Below are 21,674 nucleotides of genomic sequence, written 5' to 3' on the forward strand. Positions count from 1 at the left end.
GCTCAGCTGCGACGGTAAAGCTTGGTGTAGGAGCCCTCGGCACGAGGACGAACCACAATCTGGTCAATGTCCACAGTGTCGGGTTGCTCCAGGGCCCAGGTGACACATCCTGCGATGTCGTCGGCGGTCAGCGGGTCGGGCACCCCGGCGTAGACCGCGTCAGCCCGGTCGCTATCCCCGCCGAACCGCTTCAGGGAGAACTCGTCGGTGTGGACCAGACCAGGAGCAATGTCGACCACGCGCACTGGCTCGCCAATCAGTTCCAACCGCAGAATACGGGCCATGACCCGTTCCGCCGCCTTGGAGGCGCAGTATCCACCGCCGCCCTCGTAGGGCTCGATGCCTGCCGTGGAGGAGATCACCAGGACCGTGCCCTCCGCCTCTTTCAGGGCCGGGAGCAACTTCTGGATGACCCGCAGGGTGCCGATGACGTTCAGCTCGTACATGCCGCGCCAATCGTCCAGACTGGAGGTAGCCACCGGGTCCTTGCCGAAGGCCGCTCCGGCGCAGTTGACCAGAGCCTTGACCGGACCGCCCTTGAGCACGGCATCAACCGCCGCCTGCGTGGAGTCCTCATCGGTCACATCGCAGACCTCGTAGGTGAAGTTCTGGCCCAGCTGATCGGCCAAAGCCTTGAGATTATCCTCGCGCCGGGCCAGGCCGACCACCTTCCAGCCCTTGTCCACTAAGGCCCGCACACTGGCCTGGCCGATACCACTGGAGGCGCCAGTAACCACAGCACGCTTGATTGTTTTCTTGGATTCCGTCATCTCATCTGCTCCTTCATGATCGATTGCCCCGGATCGGCTCCACACTCGCCTCCGGGCCGCAGGGAGCCCGCCTAACTGCTGCAGGATCGCCCCTCTTCCTCAACGCTAGCGCACCATCATGGGCTGCGGCAGTCTCTCGTCAGTCTTCGATGACAAATGTGGCGCGTTAAACCAAGCTTGAGCAGAGTCAGCACGAATCAAAGGCAGATTGGTTAAGTCAGAACAGATTAAAATCAGATCGCGCTGAATCAGACCGCATAGTCAGGTTAGATCTCGATAGACAGAGCGGCTCGAAAACCAATCCAGCTTCACACCAGAAGACCCAGCAGGGTTTCGGGCGCGAAATCATCAGCACGTATGATGCCACGGGTTCGTAATTTACAAGCTCGCATTGCACAAATTCAGAAATCACGTGGAGTTGATTGCTCCAGAATTCATGGCTCTCGAAGTCATAGCTTCAGATGTCTAGCTTCTGTAGTCACAAAGCCAAATAGCGGTTGAGTCGACGACGGCGCTCGGTCCAGTCAGGCATATAGCGATCCATCCGCGCGCGGAAGCCGGGACCGTGACCGGGCTCGTAGAGGTGGGTAAGCTCGTGAACCAGCACATACTCCAGCAGGTCGGGATCCAGCCAAGCCAGGTCGGTGTTGAGCCGGATGCTGGCAGTGGCGGGGGTGCAGGAGCCCCAGCGGGTTTTCATCTTCCGCAGACTGATGCGCTCGGGTCGACGACCTACCACAGGGACCCACCGATCAAGCAGAGTCGGCAGCCTCTCGTGGAGAATTCTCTTGGCTTCGGCCTCGGATCGGCCTGGCGACAGCTGATCATCGGCTCCGGGTTGGGCATAGACATCGCGCGAACGGGCTAGACGTTCTCTAGTGGTTGCAATCCAGCGGTGCTTGCCGTCGATAAAAGCACGAATCTGGTCATCGCCCAAGTTTAGAGGCGCCGTCACTTCCAGATGACCGTCAGGCGGCTTGACCCGCAGATAGACGTTGGCGATCCGCTTCCTGATGACCAGAACCGTCTCGCCACCGACCTCTAACCGCTCCGACCGGACTGGTTCCGCACGCCGTTTCCGCCTCATGACCCCCATTCTTCCGCCAAGACGCGACGCGACGCCGCCGAGATTGACTTGAGGGGACACTATGGTAAGCTATCCATTTGTGTGATTCTTCGGTCACACGGCATGGGCCTGTAGCTCAGCTGGTTAGAGCGCATCCCTGATAAGGATGAGGTCGGAGGTTCAAGTCCTCCCAGGCCCACGCATTTCTTGCGCGGTTGAAGTTCTTTTCACATTCACGGGGCTATGGCGCAGCTGGTAGCGCATCTGCTTTGCAAGCAGAGGGTCGCCGGTTCGAATCCGGCTAGCTCCACAGGCAGTGTTTCCGGGTTTCCGCTAGGAGACCTTTTTTCATATGGTTTTCCTTGATAAAAGGGGAACTATCCGACGGCGGCCCGGTAGTGAATGATGATGCCGCTGCACGTGAGCTGCACTGGCGGATGAAGTCCCTGCAGTTGGGCGCCTCCTCACTGCTATCCATCCGCTGTTGTTCTCGTAGTCCCCGCGTCGCCTCTACAGGTGGTGAAACCCAGTTGTCGGTAATACAGATCGGTAAGGGTACCAGGGCTAAGCGGTATATCAGTGGCCTGTACCATTGCGGCTCTAGGCGGTGTGCCAGGTGTTCGCAGTCGATAGCGGCCGAGAGGGAGGACCAGCTGTCGAGGGGGCTGGACTGGTTCATGCATGACGGACTCGGGGACGGCATCGGCCATCAGGTCCTGTTCGCCACGTTCACAATCGGGCATTCCTTTGCTGACAGCTGATGGACGCGTTGGGTCATGCCCGGAGTGCTTTGACAGCCGGTGGATCCTGGAACGGCGGGTCTCGAAGCCTGGGCGACCGGAGGAGATTCGGAGTCTGCGGCATGGTCAGCACCGTCGAGGTCACCTGGAACCGCAGCAGCGGGCACCATTTCCACCTGCATTGTCTGCTGCTGCTTCAGCACCCTAGGGTATTCCGTCTGTATGGGCGATGGAAGAAGAGTCTGAAAGCCGACGATTTCGACTGCTCGCTTCAGGGGTTCTCGATGCTGCCGTTGACCAGTACCATCGCGATGTCCGACAGAATATCCAGGTGTGTCAACAAGGCGGATGCCGGGCATGCGGCAGCGGAGATGCTCAACGACCAGGGCAAGCTTGGACGGGGTGAGTCGGTAGGGTTCTTCGAGCTGCTGGCGTACCTGTGCCTTGATGAGAGGCTGGCCAGGTTCTGGTTCCCGCTCAGGACAGGGGAAGATGCCTCATGGGATGATTCGGGCTTCATGTGGACAACAAGGCAACCGGTGAAATTACCTGGAGTAGCGCCATGGGGGGGGGGGGGGCGACCAACAGTATTGGCGTGTGCTGCATTCCATCGAGAAGGTCATGAAAGGCCGTCGGGTACTGAACTACAGTCATCGTTGCAGGAGGGAAGACTCGGTTCTTGATAGCCTGTGGAACAGGTTCCTCGACCATGAGCATGCCGCTGGGTCCAGCGATGGGGACATCACTCGGGATGATATGGGGAAAGGCAAGCTCGTCCAGGTCATCAGTGCCGAGACGTGGCAATCGGAATTCATCAATGATCCATCCAGGATAATCAGCCTCTTGAAACCATGATTTACACAGACCAGGCGTCAGATTAGTGGCAGCATAATTCAATTGCAGAGACTAGAACCCCACCAGCAGCTATAGCCGCTTATGGCAACCGATCATTTAATATGGGGAGGGAGGAACAGAAGTAGCTCGCATCAAAACCTATCACCAAACTCTAATTCAATTATTCAGTTATACAGTGGATTCTAATCCCGATAAACAGGAGAAGAACCCGGATATTCTTTAGAAGAATATCAGAACTCTTGTTCAACGATATGATGGTCACCTTCCCAATGAGCTGTACCGGGCGAACCATCAGTTGTACCAAGCCAAGTAGGATGCCAACTACCGCCATTACCACCATTAGAGGGTGCAGGAGCAGAACCACCACCGGAAGGTGCACGATAACCGCTACCACCGCCAGAAGATGCACGGTAACCAGAACCACCGCTCGCAGCAGCGCTCGTAGCTTGGGCCTGTGCAGCAGCAGCTGCATCAGCAGCATCCTGAGCGGCTTTAGCATTAACAGCATTGTTTACAGCCTGAGTTTTAGTGTCAAGGGTGGTCTTGGCATCAGTGAAGGTCTTAAGAACCGATTTCCTGTCCTCAAGGGTCTTCTTGGCCAAGTCAAGGGTCTTGGTCAGTTCATCACGGGAGTGGTTCCCATCGGGCACCTTGCCGCTGGAATCAGCGAGGGTTTTGTCTGCATTGCCGATAGCGTCGGAGAGCTGCTTGTGGGCCTTAGAAGTGTTCACGGCGAGCACCTTGGCCTTGATGGTCCTGACTTCTGCCTTCATTCTCGAGATCTGTGAGGCCAGGTTTTCGGTCGCCTTCTTCAGCTCCCCGGTGGATGCATCCCCCGTTAGGGCGGTTTTAACACTGGTCTTTCTGCTTGATGCGGGTTTGGTGGTTTTCACATCCCTGGACATGGCCAGGACCGTCTTGGCGTCGCTGACCTCTTCCTCTTTGATGGCAGAGGCGGACTTCACTTCGTCAGAGTCCAGGTATGAGCGATATCGGCCCTCCTGGCTTGCATAGTCCCTGACCGCCGCCCGGTATGAGGTGAGGGCTTGATCGTGTTCCTGGACCGTGTGGTTATGCCACCACAGTCCCCCGCCGCGGATGACGGCTACCGCCAGCACCAGGACCGCCACAATGACTGCAGGCCTGCGTCTCGAGGTGTCCCCGTTCCCGTTTTCCTTCACAGTCGCCCTTCTCTCTCCACCGACGGCCATTCCCTGTTAACGGCCCGTTCTTGCTGTTTCAAACTTAGTGTGCCATCTACTGGATGCCGCGGCATTTTTATTATGTCATGCACACGTGTCCACGCAGACATGACATTCCTTTTGCTTGCTTTTTACTTTATCTGAAACTGAAATATATCAATGGCAGAAACTTCGAGTAGAAGTCGCTCATGTTGAGTCATTAAGTCCCAGGTTTGTTCACTAATAGGTTATAAAATAGACTACGATTTGATCTTCATTGATGAGAACCGTTGCAATTACAAGTAAAATTGTGAATATACGGAGCCCGGCTAGCTCCACAGATAAGAGTTCCAGAAAGTCGACGTAGGTCTCTTTTTATAGAATTTTTAAACGAAATATAACTATTATTCTGACTTATCGAGAGCTAGATAGTTTCCCACAATCAAGCTTGGATACTTTAGATTTAAATCAAATGATGTCAAAATAATGCATTGAGCTAGACAGATCAGAGACCATGCCGTTACAAAACCTCAAACAAGGTCTTGCCTCAACCCAATGACTCCCAGATAAGACAGCTACTGGGTACTTTTCCTGCACAGTAATTCGAGAATGCAACAGGTAGCTTCTCCTATATTTTCTTGAACTATCCAAGCAATAGCACTTCCGAGCCTCTATACAAGATCACCTCACCAGAAACATCCTCTCATGCTTCATATACCGCTATGTCTAATCTTCTATGAATCATTGAGACCAATGTAAGCACCTCCAACAGTTCGTCTTTGCTTATGACACGTGTCAATCGCGGGTCATGCGCAGTAGGATTTCTGTAGAGGCTAGAAAGACCCTTCACAAGATTAGCGAAACCGGATTGCTCATCACGTTCCGTCTGGGTGTTCAGCGAGTTTATTGCCAGTTTTGAATGACGGCTTTTCCCCAAGGAAAGAGTAGCATCCACGAGAGCTGCACCGTCACCTTGTTCACCTGACATTTTTCGAATTCGATCAAAGATGCTTTTAACCGCTTCCAGACAGGCGTGAAAGTTATCGAGTTTGAGTACTTCAAGCGAGCAATAGCGCAGAACTTCAGGATGTGTCTTGCGACGATTGAGTTCATCTCTTATCGATGTAGCAGCTCGCGTGGCTTCGTCCAAAGTCTGCGCCAAAGCACCTTTCGCGACCTGACCTTTCTCATTAATATGCAAGCCTACGAAAGTGAGACGCTCATTAAGCCGATCGCGTCTGAGAGAGAACAACTCAGGGCAGTCCCTATAATTTACTGGTTCCATGGCACGCACGATGAACGTGATGATTCTTGCAGGATTATGGTCCTTATTCTGCCGTACCACGAAAGCCTCTGTAAGGCGATCTCGTTTTGTCGCTGAAGGCATGGGGTCCACCATATGCAAACGAGCAAGAAGATCGCCGATTTCTCTATTCTTCAACCCTGTATTGGTGTCCGCCAAAACCGCCGCCACATTCTTGAGCACCCCATAGGGCCAGGGAGATAGTCGCTGCGAAACCATTATTACCATCCTAGGGGCCAGAATGAGGGTTTGTCCTGTGCATTAATCGGCGGCAAGGAGTCAACGATCTTCATCGTCTCGATTGACACGGTGACAACTGATTCGAGCAAATCGATGATATATCTGGGATTGCCGCTCTCTCGTACCCAATCGTTAGGATCATTAGTAATCCCACTGGCTCTATCGGTTTTCACTCGATACTGATCCATGACCCATTCAATAGCCGACCGGCCTGATACCTTGTATCGATACGCCTCCTCGGGAATGTTCCGCAAGGATACCTTATCGTTAATGATGATCGTCGACCTGTCCTTGCCTTGAGGGTTGTCTTCAGATTTCGTAGTGCGTCCGAATTGGAGCTTCTGCACTCTTCCTGGATCAGAATGGTCGGCATCTTCAGACCAATCCTCAACTATGCGGTCGTCCTGACCATTCTCGGTGCTCACATAGCGTTCAACGTTCTCATACTCCACATGCAATGTCGCAAGGCGGCGGCCCGCGAGCTGATACGTGTCGAAATCAGCAGCAAATGGGATCCGAGGCAATTCCTTGCGGAGATTCGCAGAGAAACGCTCACGATACTCAGGACTGTGCAGCAATCCATATGCATAGTAGAAAATACATTCTTTCGCCGCTGATACATCTTTCGCATGCAGGGAACGGTTATCGGGATATGCAGCGCGGAACACGCGCAACGTGTCATCCGTGATGGCATCATGCCTGATATATCGTTTGCCCTGACTGTCATTCACGATAAGGTCGCCAGGCTTAAGAAGGGATGCATGTCCAAGATCAAGTTCACCCTCTGGAACCTTCTTGGAATTATCTATCACCTCATACCAATACAAGGGGAAGCACTGACCTTTTTGCACTGCATCGAGGCAGACGGTTTCTTCTGAGATTAAACACGAAAAACCCGTGTTGCCAACACCTGAAACATCTATCACTCGATTAACGAAAGGCGGGAGGGCTGTCTCACGTTGTATATGCATACCAGTAGCCGACGTTGTTTCAGACGTTGATAAAGCAGGGGGGAACAGCGACAAGTTACGAAATATTCTGTGAATAAGAGAGCCATCGTAATACAACCATTTTTTCGTAAATGGCCGGTAGAGACTGTAGACAAGATGCTCATCGGAATATAGTAGTTGCTTTTCTCTCGCGAACAATTGATATAGAGAACTGCTCCACTTGATCAAATGAGCATCCCTCACGACAAAATCTCCGATTGGCTGTTTTCTCCCATCTGCTATCCATCTTGATAACTCAGAATTATATGTCTTCAACAAACGTTGAATATTGTTCTGTACCTCATTAAAGGAAAATCCATAGCAGAACGCATCACGATTAGTATTGATACCCAGAGAATATGTGGCAAACATCCCTGGCATCCGTTTGCGTTTGCCCAGTGCGAGAGGAGCATAATTATCAAAGGAATCATCCCTTTGAGATAGCCAATCGCCATGCTCATCGGGAATTAATATCTGCCATTCAAATTCTTCCCCATCTGCAGATTCGTCTATAGTCGCAAGTTTTTCGTCACGTGAAAGATAATCACCAATGTCACGATAGTGCACAATACCTTGATGATCAGCTTCTTGATCACGAATCAACAGGGTTATGGCTATTGATGTACGCGTGCCCCCTCCAAACACATTTCCTGACTCTTTTTTCCTCTCAATTCCCTTGCCTAATGCATTTCCGCGAAGGTTGAATACGTATATATCGCTGAACTCGTTACATAGAGCCTTGCGGAATCCGTTAAAAGCGATGCTGTAAAGCCATCCACCATTGCTCACAAACCCTATAATGCCCTTGCCATCGCGATTAACACCTGCAATTCTGTCAGAGGACCAGCGGAACGCACGAATATATGAATCATAGATCTGACGCTTGTTCGAAGATGATGAAGTAGCCACATAGGTTTCCTCTATGCGCGAGTCAAGCGTTTCATAGTGATCGTTGGCATTGTTCTCATTCGCTGACTTCTGGCCTGCAGAATATGGCGGATTACCGAATATGACAGTGATGGGCTGTTCATTCTCACGCTGCACACGTTCACTGTTCGCCATAAACACTGACTGGTCTATGGTGTCGTTATCTTCCGAAGTCTGGAAAGTGTCAGTAAGTACCCCGCCCGGGAAGGGGACGTAGAACGAGTTGCCTTTGTCACCAACTTTCCCAGACTTGGCTAGCTCCATCTGTACGGAGTAGAACGCGGATTCGATGTTGACCATCGCTATGTAGTAGGCGAGCAGCATAATCTCGTTCGCATAGATCTCATGCTCATACTTGTAGCGCAAGTTCTCAGCAGGAATGAGTCCGGAACGCAGCAGCTCAACGATGAAAGTGCCGGTTCCTGTAAACGGGTCAAGGATCGTAACGCCCCGATCGCCTATATGCTTTCCGAAATGCTCACTAAGCTGGCGGTCCACGGCATGAATAATGTAGTCTACGATTTCAATGGGCGTATAAACGATACCGAGCTTCTTGGAGTCGTCCTTGAACGCATTGCGGAAGAACGACTCGTAGAGGTTCTTCACCAGCGTCTGACGGGCGGACTCGTCGCTGTGCACAGCCGAAGCGGAGAGCCTTACCTGGGCGTAGAGTTCCGACAAATCGTGTTGTGGATCGGCCTTGCTAATTAACGGTTCAAGCAGCTTAGTAATGGGCTCGAGAGCCTGCGATACGGGATTGGCTTGTACGAAGCTCCGGCCCTGCTGATCCTTCTGCTGTGCGAACAGCGCATCAAAAATAGGCGCAGTAAGGATATGCTGAGCGAGCATGCCTATTGCGTCATCTCGGTCGATGCCTGGATTTAGAGTGTCACGCAGTCCTTGTAGGAATATATTGAATGCCGTTCTAACCTGCGCATCATCAACGACGGCATTGTTAATAATCTCCACCGTAGTCTTCGCGATTTTAGCGACGGAGTCTGCCCAATCATCCCAGTAAGCTGTATCTCCACATTTCTGAACCAGTCTTGCTTGGAAATTCTCTGAAATCTGCTTGTCAAACCGTAGCTCACCCTGCACCATAGTGGTCAGAGAGCCATGCTTTTCATTAAATGCCCCCTCATCGATACCATCCTGGTCTACGTAATCACCCCGGCCTACACGGTTCGATTTGCCCGGCTTACGCTGACGCTTATGTTGCTCAGACTGACGATGCAGGCTCAATGCATTGATACGCGCATCCAAACGCTCATCATGGGAACGCAAGGATTGCAAAATCTTCCAGACTGTCTCAAAATCGGAGCTCGCAAGCACGTCATTAGCGTCAGAACCTTCAGGAACAACGACCGGAAGGATGATATATCCATACTTTTTATTCTCGGCCTTGCGCATCACCCGTCCAACAGCCTGAACAATATCAACCTGAGAAGCTCTTGGCTGAAAGAAAATCACTGCATCCAACTGCGGCAAATCAACACCCTCGGTAAGGCATTTCGCATTACTCAACATGCGGCATTCGTCTTCATCAGGAGGTTCACCCAACCATGAAAGCAAGTCGTTACGCTTACGGGCTGGCATACTGCCGTCAACATGCTTAACGCTGGTTTTCAGAAGCCCTTCAACTTTATGTCCGCTCTTTATCTGCTGCTCAAGATATTGAAAAATTACATCATTGAATCCATCGGCAAGCGCCTTTGAATCGGCAATACGCCTCGTAAATGCCACTGCCCTACGTAATGGTTGCACTGTTTCAGTACGGGTTTCCCCCCCAGATTGCCGCTGAGATTGGTTGCCCATCACCGCAAATTGGACCTGTTCACCCAATCCTGTATCGATGTCAACGGATTTCAGTGTACTGTTAGTATGCACTCCTCGGGTCAACAACCCGTTCCATGCACCAACAATCTTACCTGCGAACGACTGTGCCTGCTCTGCGATCTTGGCCTTGCGCGTTTCTGCAAGAGTATCGCGATCAGCTTTACGTGATCTACGACGCTGAGCCTCGATCTTGTCATACTCATCCCGCATGGTTTGCGTGCTGGTCATTTGTTCCTGGAGGTTAGAGGCCTGGCCCTGGGCGACACCGAGCACCAATACGCGATAATCGCTTAGTATTCCCTGCTCCACAGCGGAGCCGAACTTAAGCCTGTGGAATTCTGGTCCGAATACTGCTTCGTTATCCATCGAATAGGCTGTATAGTCAGCACGCTTGGCCTGGTCTTTTGCAGCATCGGCATAAACTTTCGGAGTGGCCGTCATATACAAGCGTTTTCTCGATTTGAGCAATTCAGCATTATGAACCAAAACAAACGGAGACGTCTTACCTCTGTTATCACTGGTGCCAGCGGTGCGATGGGCCTCGTCACAAACCACCAGATCAAATTCAGGCATACCCATGCGCTGTGCATCGATTGTGGCACAGATCGATTGGTAGGTGGAGAAAACTACGGAAAGGCCATCCGTAATACTCCCGATTCCCACATTACGCTTTAAAGTCGCAGCATCGGTCGTTGTCGGGAATGGCACATCAAGCACTGAGGAAGACCACGCATCGTTATCCTCACTTCTCCGTCTATTCGCCGTCTCATCTGAGCACACGACAAAACCTGCCATGCGGTCCATTGCTTGATGGGTCCAGTATTGGAAAGTCTGGGAAACCAAGGCAATGGAAGGGGCCAGGAACAAAACTCTGAAAGGTGCATTCTTCAGATCTGGGTACTGCTCGTCGCGTCGGCTCTTCATCTCTTCAGCGAGACGCAAAGCTGTCAAAGTCTTGCCTGTACCACAGGCCATAATCAGTTTGCCCCGGTCATGCGTTTCGAACCCCCGAAGGCAATCATCAATCGCCTTACGCTGATAAGGACGTGGGGAAAACTTACTGACTGTTGCTGAGGGAAGGAATGGGGTCCAATCGACAAAATCGCCGTCCAAGGCGGTTGAATCGATGACGGTAGCGCCGAATTGTTCGGCCTCCCGATAAAGAGTTTTTGTGAGACCTGCCCCCGTATGCACAATAATCAAATGACCAGGTTCGACTTTTCTGGCAAAGGCAGCAGTAAAGAATGTGGATATATCAGCCTTGTCTACAACGTGTTCGGCTGCAACATATTTACATTGAATCGCCCACAGCGACCCATCGAGACCACGGGCCACCAGATCGATGCCAGTGTCATTCCTGGGCAGATTATGCGGTTGCCCATGCGCGTCATTCGTAAGAAGCGGATTGCCCTTCTCCGACCACATCCAAACATTGCTGAACTGAGGAGCCCATGCGGAGTCATGCGTCAGAAAATATTTTGTCGCCTGCTCAAAGGCCGTTCCGCGGGCTCTCTCCCCGCCTTCCACCTGAGCCGCCATTGACTTCTCGATAACATTGAGAACATCTTGAAAGACCGTCATGCGATATATTATCTACCACCACTTCGACAGATCAAAATTAATGTCAGTGATGGCTCTATACGATGAGCATCAACATCCGTTCGCTTGAACATGCAACATCATGCTATATGCCTCATTCGACCAGCTACTTTCTTAAGGAAGGGATAATTTACTAAATACTGAAATCGTCCAGAGGCATCAAAATCCTGATATATAGCGTAGACTTAATCAAAAGCTATCAATAAATCAAAAAATTGAAGTTGAAAAGTCTTAATAGTAACTAGTTCTCTCATCTGAACTACCCTTGCCGCTTTCTTATATCCTCAGCTTTTTAAGTAACCTGATTTCGCTCAGACTTACTTTCATAGGTGGCGCGAACTACATCTTCAAGAAGCCTGATAACTGCCTTGACATCTTTCGTGGTTATGTCCTCAGCAATGTTGTACGTAGAACTGTCACCCAAGAGTTTTATAGCCCTCGCATTTTTAGTTGCAAGTTTTGGTATGACCCCGCTTTTTTCTGCTTTTTCTATTTTCTTACTCAGCCCTTTACCTCTCCATTTTTCTTTGGACCTACCCGACTTGGACTTATTGGGCTTATCAAATCGAGCCTCACCAATTAACCTATTAACTATATTTTCTAGAACACTACGAGCCCTAATTACCGTAGCTTTATAGGCCTTACATGAAAAACAGTCCCAAACTTCATCGTATGCAGCTTCCAGTTTTCTGTTTTCTACTACGCCACAATTGTGAGGAGTGAAGATAAAAAACGATTTTATCCCCAACGCTTGTTTTTGTGGATCATTGTATTCCCGCCGTTCTACGGTCGGGCAACCAAAGTGATTACACACATAAATAAGGCAAATATAATCTGCATTATTCCTCAATCCGCCTTCGTTTGGATATGCAGCCAACCATCTGTCATTGCTATCATTCCCAGTCAACCGATCTTCTTGACCTTTACTGAGGACAACAATTATAGCCTCTATATCGTTACAGCGCCAACAATACTGCTCATGTGTACTACGATCCCTCATCCCCAATCAATTGCTAAATACTGACAAGATATAATTCAACCAAACGGGGTGGCAATCATTTTCAATAAAGACTGGATTATTCAGCAGCATAAATGCATGTAAGATATGCACATTTAAATTGTTTATTATCGCGAATAAGCACACATCATTCTCAAGCCACACAAAATAAAACGTCTTTTGGAAAGGCTTTGACCAAAGCTATATGGCTTTGGTCAACATTAGCTGAAATCTGTAATTCCACAACTAACTGATAATAATCTACAATTGCAGCAATCTTCCTCAATCGGCATAGGGTAAATCGTTAACTATATTCGTAGCTGTATACAGAAATGGGATACGATTCAGTATAGGTGCATGGGAGCTACCCGGCTTGATTAACCGAGAGGTACCCGGCTTGGTTAACCGAGAGCTACCCGGCTTGATTAACTGAGAATCTTTCTCGGTATCAATAAACTTACACCCCATATTTATTAAGCTATGAAATTCCTCTTCATATTTCCCTACTTGTTTATTTAGATCCTTTAATGGAACCCCTCCCTTGCTGAATAATTCATAGTATAAAAGCCAATACTCATCGCGTTCATAAGGCTCTGGATTCAGATCTTCGAAACTAGCGATAAACGCAACTAATTTACTCCGAACCTTATGGCTACGCGTCTCTGTAAGTAATGCCAATGCAAGACTATCTTTTGACTCTATTATTGCATCTACTGCATCTTCGCTAACCGCCTGTCCTTCATGAAGAATGGTATACAACAACCATGTCACCGCGTCAGAATGATCAAGCTTAGAATGCTGAATTATCAAATCACACAACTTGTCAAGATTTGCAGTAACATCATCATTGTTCTTTACAGCACTATTGTTTAGTAGGATTCGGCATAGTGACTTAACTGCTGCCGGATAAAAAAATGCTATATTAAACAACCGATGAACTGTCGTCTTTTTTGCACTATTGTCTAGGCTATCCCATTGCCCTTCGATTGTTATCAACGCTGTTCGCAAAGCCGATGACTCAGGGTATTGCTTTTGAATTTGTAGAGCTAGATCAAGGAAATTTGATATAGTTTTCCAATTTAGCCCTATGCTACTTGCTGCTGATATTGTTCGGAGCCAATCAACGGTTTGAACTTCCGGCAAAGGAATGACTTGAGTCTTCCGCTGATTTATTGTCAGCTTATATCTTGCCAACACTTCAGTTAGATCTAATATGAATCTTTCTGCTTCATCTTCGGAAACAGCATAGAAACGAAAATCGTCAATAAAATGGAGATACTGATATTTTTGCATTGTGCTACTGTCATCTACTGCTTTTAGCATAATCTCACCACAAATTGACGAACTCCCAGGACCTATAGAAATTCCGTTGGTTTCATTTCGTCTTGTACGTCTAAGAGCGGCATCAATTTCATTCGCCCCCTCCCCCATGCCTCTATTCTGTTTTGCTTCTTTTATACCCATCATGGCCCATGCAATCGCATGGGTATAAATGGAGTCATAAAACTTAGCAATATCTGTTTTTACTAAATATCTTGCATTTACTGGGACTTCGAGTTTCGCCCTTGGGCGCATAATGAAAACCCGCTTATCACCCTTATTGTCTTTGCCTACTCTTATTGCAGACTTCGGATTATTCTGAATTTCTGTCCACTCATCATAGTGATCTATCAACTTCTTGCAGAGGTTGCAGTATGCAAGAGGGTGCGGAATCTCTGTGAGTCTCGGGCTATAGTCAGACCTAATTGAGTTAGCATGAATAACGCCAAACCCGCTTTTTTGCCGCTCGTGGGTGAGTCTGTCGCCTGCATTAACTAATGCTTTATAAGCTTTAAAATCATCCTCACATAGACAGGTTGAAACAAAACATGGCGGGAATTCATCCTGATATTTTGCCACGCGTGGAAAGAAGTTATAACCAAGCAGCCCCTCTTGTAACTCTTTTTCAGTTAACATTTTCTGCATCGTTGGTTTCAAAAGATATTCTTCTCTCTATAGCTATAGATACGTATAAGAAGCATCATCTATTAGATTACATCACCAACAAGTAAACCCAGATTTTCCTGGGATATGTTTTAATAAAGACTGAGCTTATCCGGTTATAGCTAGCTGTCGACAGCTGGTCTGAAACAGAATCCTGGTTGATTAGATATTTAATCAATCATGTTTAAATAGTAGGTTTGCAGAATGCAACATTTACATATCACTATTTTAGCGTTATTTGGACCTGCATGATGCCATTTTTTTCGACTATAGAACTCACTCAAAGTGATGCACTTGTAGGTTTCCGACTGACCAGTACCGACTCTCTTTAAGGTGAGCAACCTTGGCTACAGCAATGAGTTTCGGTTACATCGTCACTCATCTGCCATCTACGAAGTGGAAAAATTACGCCTGAATAAGTCTACCGTCTTCTAGCGTCAGTAGGCGATCTGCCTTAGCCATCACAGAGGGACGATGGGAGACGATCAGACAGGTACGGTCGCCCTTGCGTTCAATCAACCTAGTCAAGACCCGACCCTCGAGGAGAGCATCCATATTGCTGGTGGGCTCATCCAGAAGCATGAATGGCACCGAGCTCAAAAAGGCGCGAGCCAGAGCCACCCTTTGCCGCTGACCCTCAGACAGGTCCGAGCCGTTGTCAGCAAGCAGATGATCCAAGCCGTCGGGTAGCTGGTCGATCAGATCATCCAAGCAGGCATCATGAGCTGCCTTCTCAATATCTTCTCTGCTGGCATCGGGCCGAGCCAGAGCGATGTTATCCGCCAAAGTAAGGCTAAATATATAGGTATCTTGACTCACCAGAGCCTGCTGGACGCGCAGGTCGGCGGTGTGGATAGTCTCAATAGGCAGATCGGAAACTGTCAGATTCCCGCCGCTTCGCTCCTGGAACCGCATCAGCAGGTCGATCAAGGTTGACTTGCCAACCCCGTTGGCCCCTTGGATGCCGATCAGTTCGCCAGGCCTGATGGAAAGATCCAGACCCTCCAAAACCGAAATTCGGCCGCCATGTTCACTCGAATCAGTCTTGCCCGTGTCAGTCTTGCCAGCATAGGAGAAAGAAACCGCCTTGGCCTCCTCTCCAGTGAACTCCGTCAGAGGATTCCCATGACCGGATTCCACCTCACGTACAGGCGGCTCCTTATCCAGAAGCGAGAAGACCCGTCGAGCCGCGGCCAAGGTGGGCTGCAGGCCGGCGCCTAGCCGGGCCACAGGTATCAAGGGAGCGAAAGAGGAGAGGAAGCCGACCAGTCCGATCATTCCCCGTGCAGGATTCACCAACCCTGCCGAACCTAGGTGGCAGACCATCAATGTGAAGACTCCAGCGCAGATCAGAGTGACCACGTTGGTGACCAGATCGTTGGCAATGGTCCGCCCAGAGGTGCGCCCCCTGGCATCCAGCATCTGGTCCGTAGCGACTCCCACCCGACGGCGAGTGTTCCCCAAAGCACCCAACCCCGCCAGCTCTGTGCGGCCCTGCAGAGTCTCCAGAAGAAGGGAATGCAGGTTGGCTTGGGCCGTCCGCTCCTTCATGGCTACCTTGAAGGTGGGCCTTGCGCTCAGGATGGGGATGAGCAGACCGACGATGAGGTAGGAGACCAGGGCAGCCAGACCCATCCAGGGCGAGAGCCAGGTGAGTAGGGCCAAGTTGGCCAGAGATGTCACCAAAGCAATGGCTATGGGCGAAAGGGTGTGGGCGTAGAAGATCTCAAGCAGCTCGATGTCATTGGTGATCACCGTCACCATGTCTCCGCGCGCCTGATCTCGCAGGCCAGCCGGGGCCAGGGACCGCATCTTGTCGAAGACCGTCGTGCGGATGTCGCGAAGCATGCTGAAGGCCATCTCGTGGTTGTAGTACTGCTCCCCATAGGCCATGACCCCACGGCTAAGAGCGGTCAGAACCGCTACCAGGGCCCAGACGACCCACTGGCCATTCAGCGGCGGCCAGTCCGTGACCAGACCGATCAGGGCCGCAGCGGCAGCCATCATGCTCCAGACAGCAAAGAGATGGCCTAAGCTGCCGCAGAGGATGGCCTTGCCCTCCGTACCAGCTAGAGGCTTCATCAGCCGGGCCATGCGGCGCATCATCGCCAGGTTGCTCGTCGTCTGCTGCTGCATGTCGTCACTCCCCGTCCTCATACTGTGCCTGCTCCTTCCACTGGGCCGCGAATCCGCCTCCGGCATCCATCAGTTCGCGGAAGCCACCGCTCTCCGCCAGACGACCTTCCTGCAGGAAGAGAATGGAATCGGCATTGCGGACCCCAGCCAGGCGGTGGGTGATGGTCAGGACCAGGGACTCCTTGCCCAGCGCATCCATCAGGGCAGCCAAGGTGGCGTCATGCTCGCGATCCACGGCACTGGTTGCCTCATCGAAGATGTAGAGAGGAGAACGCCGCAGGAGCCCGCGGGCAATGGACAGACGCTGGCGCTGCCCTCCAGAAAGGTTGCCTCCCTCAGGGTCGATAGGAGCATCCAGCCCGCCCTTGCTCTGGACAAGACCAGTCAGGCCGACCTGGTCCAGCGCATCCTGCAGCTCCCAATCCGAGTAGCCCAGCCCAGCCGGATCGAGATTCGACCTGATGATCCCGGTAAAGAGGTGATCGGTTCCCCGAACCACGGTCTGCAGGCCGACCAAGTCCTCGCGTGACAGGTCGCCGATCTGGCGCCCGCCAATGGTCAGCTCTCCGGCATACCTCTGAAAGCGCCCAGACAGCAGACCCGCCAGGGTGCTCTTGCCGGAGCCCGAGGCACCGACTAAGCCCACATGCCCCTTGTCCGGCAGGTCAAAGTTCAGGTCAGTCAGGGCCTGGAAGCCGTCAGGATAGGTGTAGGTCAGATTGCGAGCGCGGATGCCCGGCGAATCGTCTCCAGACATATCCGCCTGATCTGCCTGTTCCGAGCTCAGCCGTACCGAACCAGCATTCTGCCCCACCACATCGGCAGAACCTGATACAGGCGCTTGGACAGCGTTCAAAGCAAGCTCCGAGGCGGATCCACTTGCAGGAATTCGGCCAGCACCCGATACGGATTCCGGGTCAGACTCCCGAGCTGCTTTCTCAGATACTTCAAGACTCGTTCCTGGATCCACTTCCTCAAATGCTTCCGAAATCGTTGCCGGAGCACCTTCCGAGGCCACTTTCTTGCTTGATTCAGGAGTCGCCCCTGGAGCCTCCGACTCCCCGTCGCTCCCCTGCCGCGCTTGGAGAATATCGTCGATGGCCTTGCCCTGCTTGATGGCGACCATGCCGGAATGCATCATGTAGACCAGCTGCCGCTCAGGGGCGAAGAGCCGGACCCCAGTCAAAGCAACAACCAGGCAGGACAGCACTCGTGAGGGCCCGCCCTGCCCGATCAGGACTGTGGCAACGACCGCCAGAATGAGGCTGGTGTAGATAACCACGTCGGCCTTGATCAGCGAGCGCAGCTGCCCGCCCAGGACCCCCATGGTTATCCGGCGAAAACCCTCGGACTCCTCGGCCAGATCGTCGGCCTGCCGCTGGTCTGCCCCGAAGATCTTCAAGGTATTGAGCCCTCTCAGGGCATGTTCGAAGTGGACGCCGACCTTGTCGTACTTGCGTAGTTGACCCAGCTGTACCTTGATGTTCTCGCCCATAGTGGGCTTAGAAGCCAGGGGCAGGGCCACCATGCCGATCACGACGATCACCGCAGCCAGGGGGCTGACAGGCAGAAGGACGGCCAGGGTCACGACCAGCATCAGGGCGGTCTGGACCAGGGCCGGAATGTAGGCCGTGAAGTAGGAGACGACCGACTTGACCCCTTCGGTCGAAAGCCTGGCCAGGGTCTGCGCCGGAACGCCCAGGTCGTCCTTCTGCCTGTTGGGGTCGAACACGGATAGGTAGAGGGCCTGGGAGAGCGCCTTGCCCATCCCATCAGCCAGCCGGGCGCTGACGAACCTGGCGACCGCCTGGGTCAGGAACCGAACCAGGATCAGCCCGCCTATCAAGGCCGCCAGGGGTCCGGGGCGACCCGGCACCCAGGCAAGGGCATGAGGAACAGTCAGACCAAGGGAACGGCCCACGGCCGCGATAGCTACCGGCAGGAGGAGCACCTCCGCCAGCGCGCCGATCGTCTGCAGGAGGGCCAGCAGGAGGCTGGCGCCCATCCTGGCTCCCGGTAGATGAAGTAGTCGCTTGCTGATCATGCCTGTCCTCCGTGCCGCCTTTCTGATACGCCCCTCTCAGTGGACACTAACAAAATCCTCTCGCGCCAGGCAATACCCTTATTGTGAAGCCCTGGCAAGAGCTGGCAAGAGATATAAAAAAATATCATTTACTTTCCCTCCCGGCCCTCCTAAACTTGACGGCACAACCTGCAATCGGCGGATATGGCCTAGGGCCGAGCGACCGCCACCCGGATGGGAGCGATCCTTTATGAAAGCACTGAAGACAAAAGACCTGGTCAACGTCGGCATTTTTACGGCCCTCTACTTCGTCAGCATGGCGGTCGGCAACTTTATCACCGTCTTCCTGGCGGGCCTGGTCATGCCCGGCCTGTCCTCCCTCTTCATCCCTGCTGTGGTAGGGCTGGTCTCCGGCCCGGTCTACATGCTGATGATCCGCCGCGTGCCAAGGTTCGGGGCCATCACCATCGTCGGCATCATCATGGGCCTCTTCCTGCTGGTCTTCGGCCACTTCGCCCTTTCCTTCATCCCATACGCCTTCTGCGGCCTGCTGGCTGATCTGGTTCAGTCCTCGCTCAGGGAGAGCCGTCCCAACCTGGCCCGCTACCTGAGCTACGTCATCCTCACCTTCGGCTGCACCGGCCCCGTGCTTCCACTCTGGTTCATGAAGGATGCCTACGTGGCCAGCCTGGTCCGCCGCGGCAAGAGCCAGGAGTACATCGACGGGGTCTTCGCGCCCATCACCGGAGCCACCTTCCTGGTCTGCATTCTGGCCACTCTGGTCGGCGCCCTGCTCGGGGCATGGATAGGCGCCCGGATCGTTGACCGGCATTTCAACCGGATTCCCGCCAAGCAATGAGGCCCATCTCCATCTACACCAGATTCCTGCTGGTCATCTTCGCCAACGCCCTGATTTTCGTCACCCTCCCCACCCCGCTGGTCCTGGCCATCAACATCTACTTCTGCAGCTTCCAGGTCATCGTGGGCAGGGTCAGGAAGGGCCAGGCCTGGCTTCTGGTCTGTCTGGTCTTCGCCCTGGGCGCCTCCCTGGCCATGGTCTTTCCCGAGAATCTGCCGGGGCATTACCTGCTCTTCCTCTTCGTCGGCGTGGGCAGGATCCTCCCCCTGGTGCTGGTGGCGGCCTTCATGATGGGCACCACCAAGGTCTCGGAGCTGGTCTACCTGCTGCGCAAGATCCACGCCCCCCAGTGGCTGGTCATCCCCGTCAGCGTCCTCTTCCGATTCTTCCCGACCGTCAGGCACGACTATGCCCAGATCAGACGAGCCATGAAATTCAGGGGGATCGCCGTCACCACCGGCGACATGGTCCGGCATCCGATGCGAACCATGGAGTACATCTACGTTCCCCTGCTCAACAACGCCACCAACGTGGCCTCCGACCTGACCTCGGCCGCCCTGACCAGGGGGATTGGCGACCCCGGTCCCAAGACCTCCATCCAACGAATTGCCTTCACCGGACTGGATGCGCTCATGTGCGCCCTGGGCCTGGTCCTTATGGGATGTGGAGCCTATGTTGCAATGTTCCAGGCTTAGCTTCACCTACGAGGGCGCCAGCCAGCCATCCCTCGAGGAGGTCTCCTGCCGAATAGATCAGGGCAGACTGACTGTGGTCACCGGGCCGAGCGGATGCGGCAAGACCACCCTGTCCAGGGTCATCAACGGCCTGATTCCCGAACTCTACGAGGGCAAGCTGGAGGGAGAGTGCCTGATCGGGGGCGAACCCACCACGGCCCGGCCCATCTATCGACTTTCGGAGCAGGTGGGATCGGTCTTCCAGAACCCCAAAACCCAATTCTTCACCACCGACGTCCGTAGCGAGCTGGCCTTCCCCTTGGAGAACACCGGGGTTCAGCCGGAGGCCATCCGGGAGCGTATAGACCAGGTGGCCGACCTCTTCGGCATCACCCAGCTCTTGGATCGGGACATCTTTTCCCTGTCCGGGGGCGAAAAGCAGATGATCGCCATCGCCTCCTCCTGCATGATGGACCCGCAGATTCTGGTCCTGGACGAGCCCTCCGGCAACCTGGACGTCGAAGCGGTGGCCAGCCTGGCGCAAATTTTGGGCCGTTTGAAGGACCGGGGCCTGACCATGGTTCTGATCGAGCATCGCCTCTACTACCTGGACGGGCTGGCCGACGACTTCCTGGTCATGAAAGACGGCAAGCTGGAAGAACACCTGTCCCCGGCCGCCATGAGGGGACTGGATGGCCCGAGTCGTCAGGCCATGGGGCTTCGGGCCCTGAACCTAGATGCGAACGAGGAGGCGAGCGCCCCTGCCAGAGTCGCCCCTGAGAAGACCCCCGACCTACTCCGGGTCAGGAATCTGACCTATGCCTACCACCACGACCAGGCTCCTGCCCTAAATGTGGACGATCTGACCCTGTCCAGCGAGGACGTCACCGGCATCATCGGCCGCAACGGAGCCGGCAAGAGCACCTTCGCCTCGGTCCTGACCGGACTGCTCAAGCCTGGCGACAGGTCGGAGATCAGCCTGAACGGGACGAAACAGACCGCCAGAGAGCGCGTCGAGGACTCCTACATGGTCTTCCAGGATGTCAACTACCAGCTCTTCAGCGAGACCGTCGAGGGCGAAATGCTCCTTGGGGCCAGGCAGACCGATCTCTTCGAGGAGGTGGCGCGAAAGCTGGACTTGGAGCGGCTCCTGGGCCGACACCCCAACACCCTCTCCGGCGGAGAGAAGCAGCGGGTGGCCATTGCGGCCGCCATACTGTCAGGTAAACGCCTGGTCGTTCTGGACGAGCCCACCAGCGGCCTGGACCTGCTCCACATGAACCAGGTGACCGGGATGATCCGCTACATGCGCTCCCTGGGGGTCATGGTGATCGTCATCTCGCACGACCAGGAGTTCCTGGCTCAGACCTGCCAGCGGTTCATCACCTTCCGTCAGGGCAGACCGGTCAGGGACAGCCGCAAACTGGGCAACCTCCTACAAGCCCTCTGAGCCCTTGCAGGGTCGGTGAACATGACGCCTCCCGGTAGGCGGTTCT

The 21,674-nt window shown here is 53.0% G+C and carries 13 protein-coding genes and 2 tRNA genes; 6 read left to right on the forward strand and 9 right to left on the reverse strand.

Translation table 11 applies throughout. The features are described 5' to 3' along the window. Positions 1–2: 2 nt before the first annotated feature. Both ACGG9J_RS04605 and ACGG9J_RS04610 read right to left on the reverse strand, forming a co-directional pair. Positions 3–770: an SDR family oxidoreductase gene (locus ACGG9J_RS04605; protein ID WP_390134040.1), complete on the reverse strand. Its 768-nt coding sequence runs from the start codon at positions 768–770 to the stop codon at positions 3–5. 478 nt (positions 771–1,248) lie between these two features. After that, positions 1,249–1,857 (reverse strand): M48 family metallopeptidase, encoded by a 609-nt coding sequence (locus ACGG9J_RS04610; RefSeq protein WP_390134042.1) that lies wholly within the window; start codon positions 1,855–1,857, stop codon positions 1,249–1,251. A gap of 104 nt (positions 1,858–1,961) precedes the next feature. On the opposite strand from ACGG9J_RS04610, the gene ACGG9J_RS04615 reads away from it, so the two are divergent. From ACGG9J_RS04615 to ACGG9J_RS04625, 3 genes are all read left to right on the forward strand, one after another. Next, a tRNA-Ile gene (locus tag ACGG9J_RS04615) sits at positions 1,962–2,035 on the forward strand. Positions 2,036–2,073: 38 nt separating this feature from the next. Beyond that, positions 2,074–2,146 (forward strand) — tRNA-Ala (locus tag ACGG9J_RS04620). A 552-nt stretch (positions 2,147–2,698) separates the two neighbouring features. Then, positions 2,699–3,259 carry a hypothetical protein gene (locus ACGG9J_RS04625; protein ID WP_390134044.1) on the forward strand — a complete coding sequence of 187 codons (561 nt, stop codon included), beginning with the start codon at positions 2,699–2,701 and terminating at the stop codon, positions 3,257–3,259. A gap of 402 nt (positions 3,260–3,661) precedes the next feature. Here the strand turns inward: ACGG9J_RS04625 and ACGG9J_RS04630 are convergent, their stop codons facing one another. The 7 genes from ACGG9J_RS04630 to ACGG9J_RS04660 form a co-directional block, all read right to left on the reverse strand. Continuing rightward, positions 3,662–4,612, reverse strand: a complete 951-nt coding sequence (locus ACGG9J_RS04630; RefSeq protein ID WP_390134046.1) for a PspA/IM30 family protein — start codon at positions 4,610–4,612, stop codon at positions 3,662–3,664. A 703-nt stretch (positions 4,613–5,315) separates the two neighbouring features. After that, positions 5,316–6,134, reverse strand: coding sequence for a TIGR02391 family protein (locus tag ACGG9J_RS04635; RefSeq protein ID WP_390134048.1), 819 nt, complete (start codon positions 6,132–6,134; stop codon positions 5,316–5,318). Between the two features lie 2 nt (positions 6,135–6,136). Next, positions 6,137–11,488: a type ISP restriction/modification enzyme gene (locus tag ACGG9J_RS04640; protein WP_390134050.1), complete on the reverse strand. Its 5,352-nt coding sequence runs from the start codon at positions 11,486–11,488 to the stop codon at positions 6,137–6,139. 310 nt (positions 11,489–11,798) lie between these two features. Continuing rightward, positions 11,799–12,413, reverse strand: a complete 615-nt coding sequence (locus ACGG9J_RS04645) for a DUF4145 domain-containing protein (RefSeq protein WP_390134052.1) — start codon at positions 12,411–12,413, stop codon at positions 11,799–11,801. A gap of 372 nt (positions 12,414–12,785) precedes the next feature. Next, the gene (locus tag ACGG9J_RS04650) at positions 12,786–14,480 is read right to left on the reverse strand and encodes an RNA-directed DNA polymerase (RefSeq protein WP_390134054.1); all 1,695 of its coding nucleotides are present in this window, start codon (positions 14,478–14,480) and stop codon (positions 12,786–12,788) included. A gap of 411 nt (positions 14,481–14,891) precedes the next feature. Next, on the reverse strand, positions 14,892–16,643 hold the full coding sequence (locus ACGG9J_RS04655) for an amino acid ABC transporter ATP-binding/permease protein (protein ID WP_390134056.1): 1,752 nt from the start codon (positions 16,641–16,643) through the stop codon (positions 14,892–14,894). Beyond that, positions 16,627–18,627, reverse strand: coding sequence for an ATP-binding cassette domain-containing protein (locus ACGG9J_RS04660; protein ID WP_390134058.1), 2,001 nt, complete (start codon positions 18,625–18,627; stop codon positions 16,627–16,629). Before ACGG9J_RS04660 ends, ACGG9J_RS04655 begins: the two co-directional genes overlap by 17 nt. A gap of 268 nt (positions 18,628–18,895) precedes the next feature. Between ACGG9J_RS04660 and ACGG9J_RS04665 the strand changes: the two genes are divergently transcribed. The 3 genes from ACGG9J_RS04665 to ACGG9J_RS04675 are packed head-to-tail and all read left to right on the forward strand — an operon-like array spanning position 18,896 to position 21,628. Then, positions 18,896–19,504 (forward strand): MptD family putative ECF transporter S component, encoded by a 609-nt coding sequence (locus tag ACGG9J_RS04665; protein ID WP_390134060.1) that lies wholly within the window; start codon positions 18,896–18,898, stop codon positions 19,502–19,504. Further along, on the forward strand, positions 19,501–20,199 hold the full coding sequence (locus ACGG9J_RS04670) for an energy-coupling factor transporter transmembrane component T (RefSeq protein ID WP_045923762.1): 699 nt from the start codon (positions 19,501–19,503) through the stop codon (positions 20,197–20,199). The genes ACGG9J_RS04665 and ACGG9J_RS04670 overlap by 4 nt, the downstream gene beginning before the upstream one ends. Then, positions 20,177–21,628 (forward strand): ABC transporter ATP-binding protein, encoded by a 1,452-nt coding sequence (locus ACGG9J_RS04675; protein ID WP_390134062.1) that lies wholly within the window; start codon positions 20,177–20,179, stop codon positions 21,626–21,628. The genes ACGG9J_RS04670 and ACGG9J_RS04675 overlap by 23 nt, the downstream gene beginning before the upstream one ends. The last annotated feature ends 46 nt before the right edge of the window (positions 21,629–21,674 follow it).

It is taken from the genome of Bifidobacterium apicola, assembly GCF_042846865.1.
Lineage (GTDB): Bacteria > Actinomycetota > Actinomycetes > Actinomycetales > Bifidobacteriaceae > Bombiscardovia > Bombiscardovia apicola.

Coding starts and splice junctions, on each gene's coding strand:
- ACGG9J_RS04635 (WP_390134048.1), bottom strand. CDS start 6,134: ATGGTTTCGCAGCGACTATCTCCCTGGCCCTATGGGGTGCTCAAGAAT.
- ACGG9J_RS04625 (WP_390134044.1), top strand. CDS start 2,699: ATGGTCAGCACCGTCGAGGTCACCTGGAACCGCAGCAGCGGGCACCAT.
- ACGG9J_RS04660 (WP_390134058.1), bottom strand. CDS start 18,627: ATGGGCGCCAGCCTCCTGCTGGCCCTCCTGCAGACGATCGGCGCGCTG.
- ACGG9J_RS04675 (WP_390134062.1), top strand. CDS start 20,177: ATGTTGCAATGTTCCAGGCTTAGCTTCACCTACGAGGGCGCCAGCCAG.
- ACGG9J_RS04640 (WP_390134050.1), bottom strand. CDS start 11,488: ATGACGGTCTTTCAAGATGTTCTCAATGTTATCGAGAAGTCAATGGCG.
- ACGG9J_RS04605 (WP_390134040.1), bottom strand. CDS start 770: ATGACGGAATCCAAGAAAACAATCAAGCGTGCTGTGGTTACTGGCGCC.
- ACGG9J_RS04655 (WP_390134056.1), bottom strand. CDS start 16,643: ATGAGGACGGGGAGTGACGACATGCAGCAGCAGACGACGAGCAACCTG.
- ACGG9J_RS04670 (WP_045923762.1), top strand. CDS start 19,501: ATGAGGCCCATCTCCATCTACACCAGATTCCTGCTGGTCATCTTCGCC.
- ACGG9J_RS04610 (WP_390134042.1), bottom strand. CDS start 1,857: ATGAGGCGGAAACGGCGTGCGGAACCAGTCCGGTCGGAGCGGTTAGAG.
- ACGG9J_RS04665 (WP_390134060.1), top strand. CDS start 18,896: ATGAAAGCACTGAAGACAAAAGACCTGGTCAACGTCGGCATTTTTACG.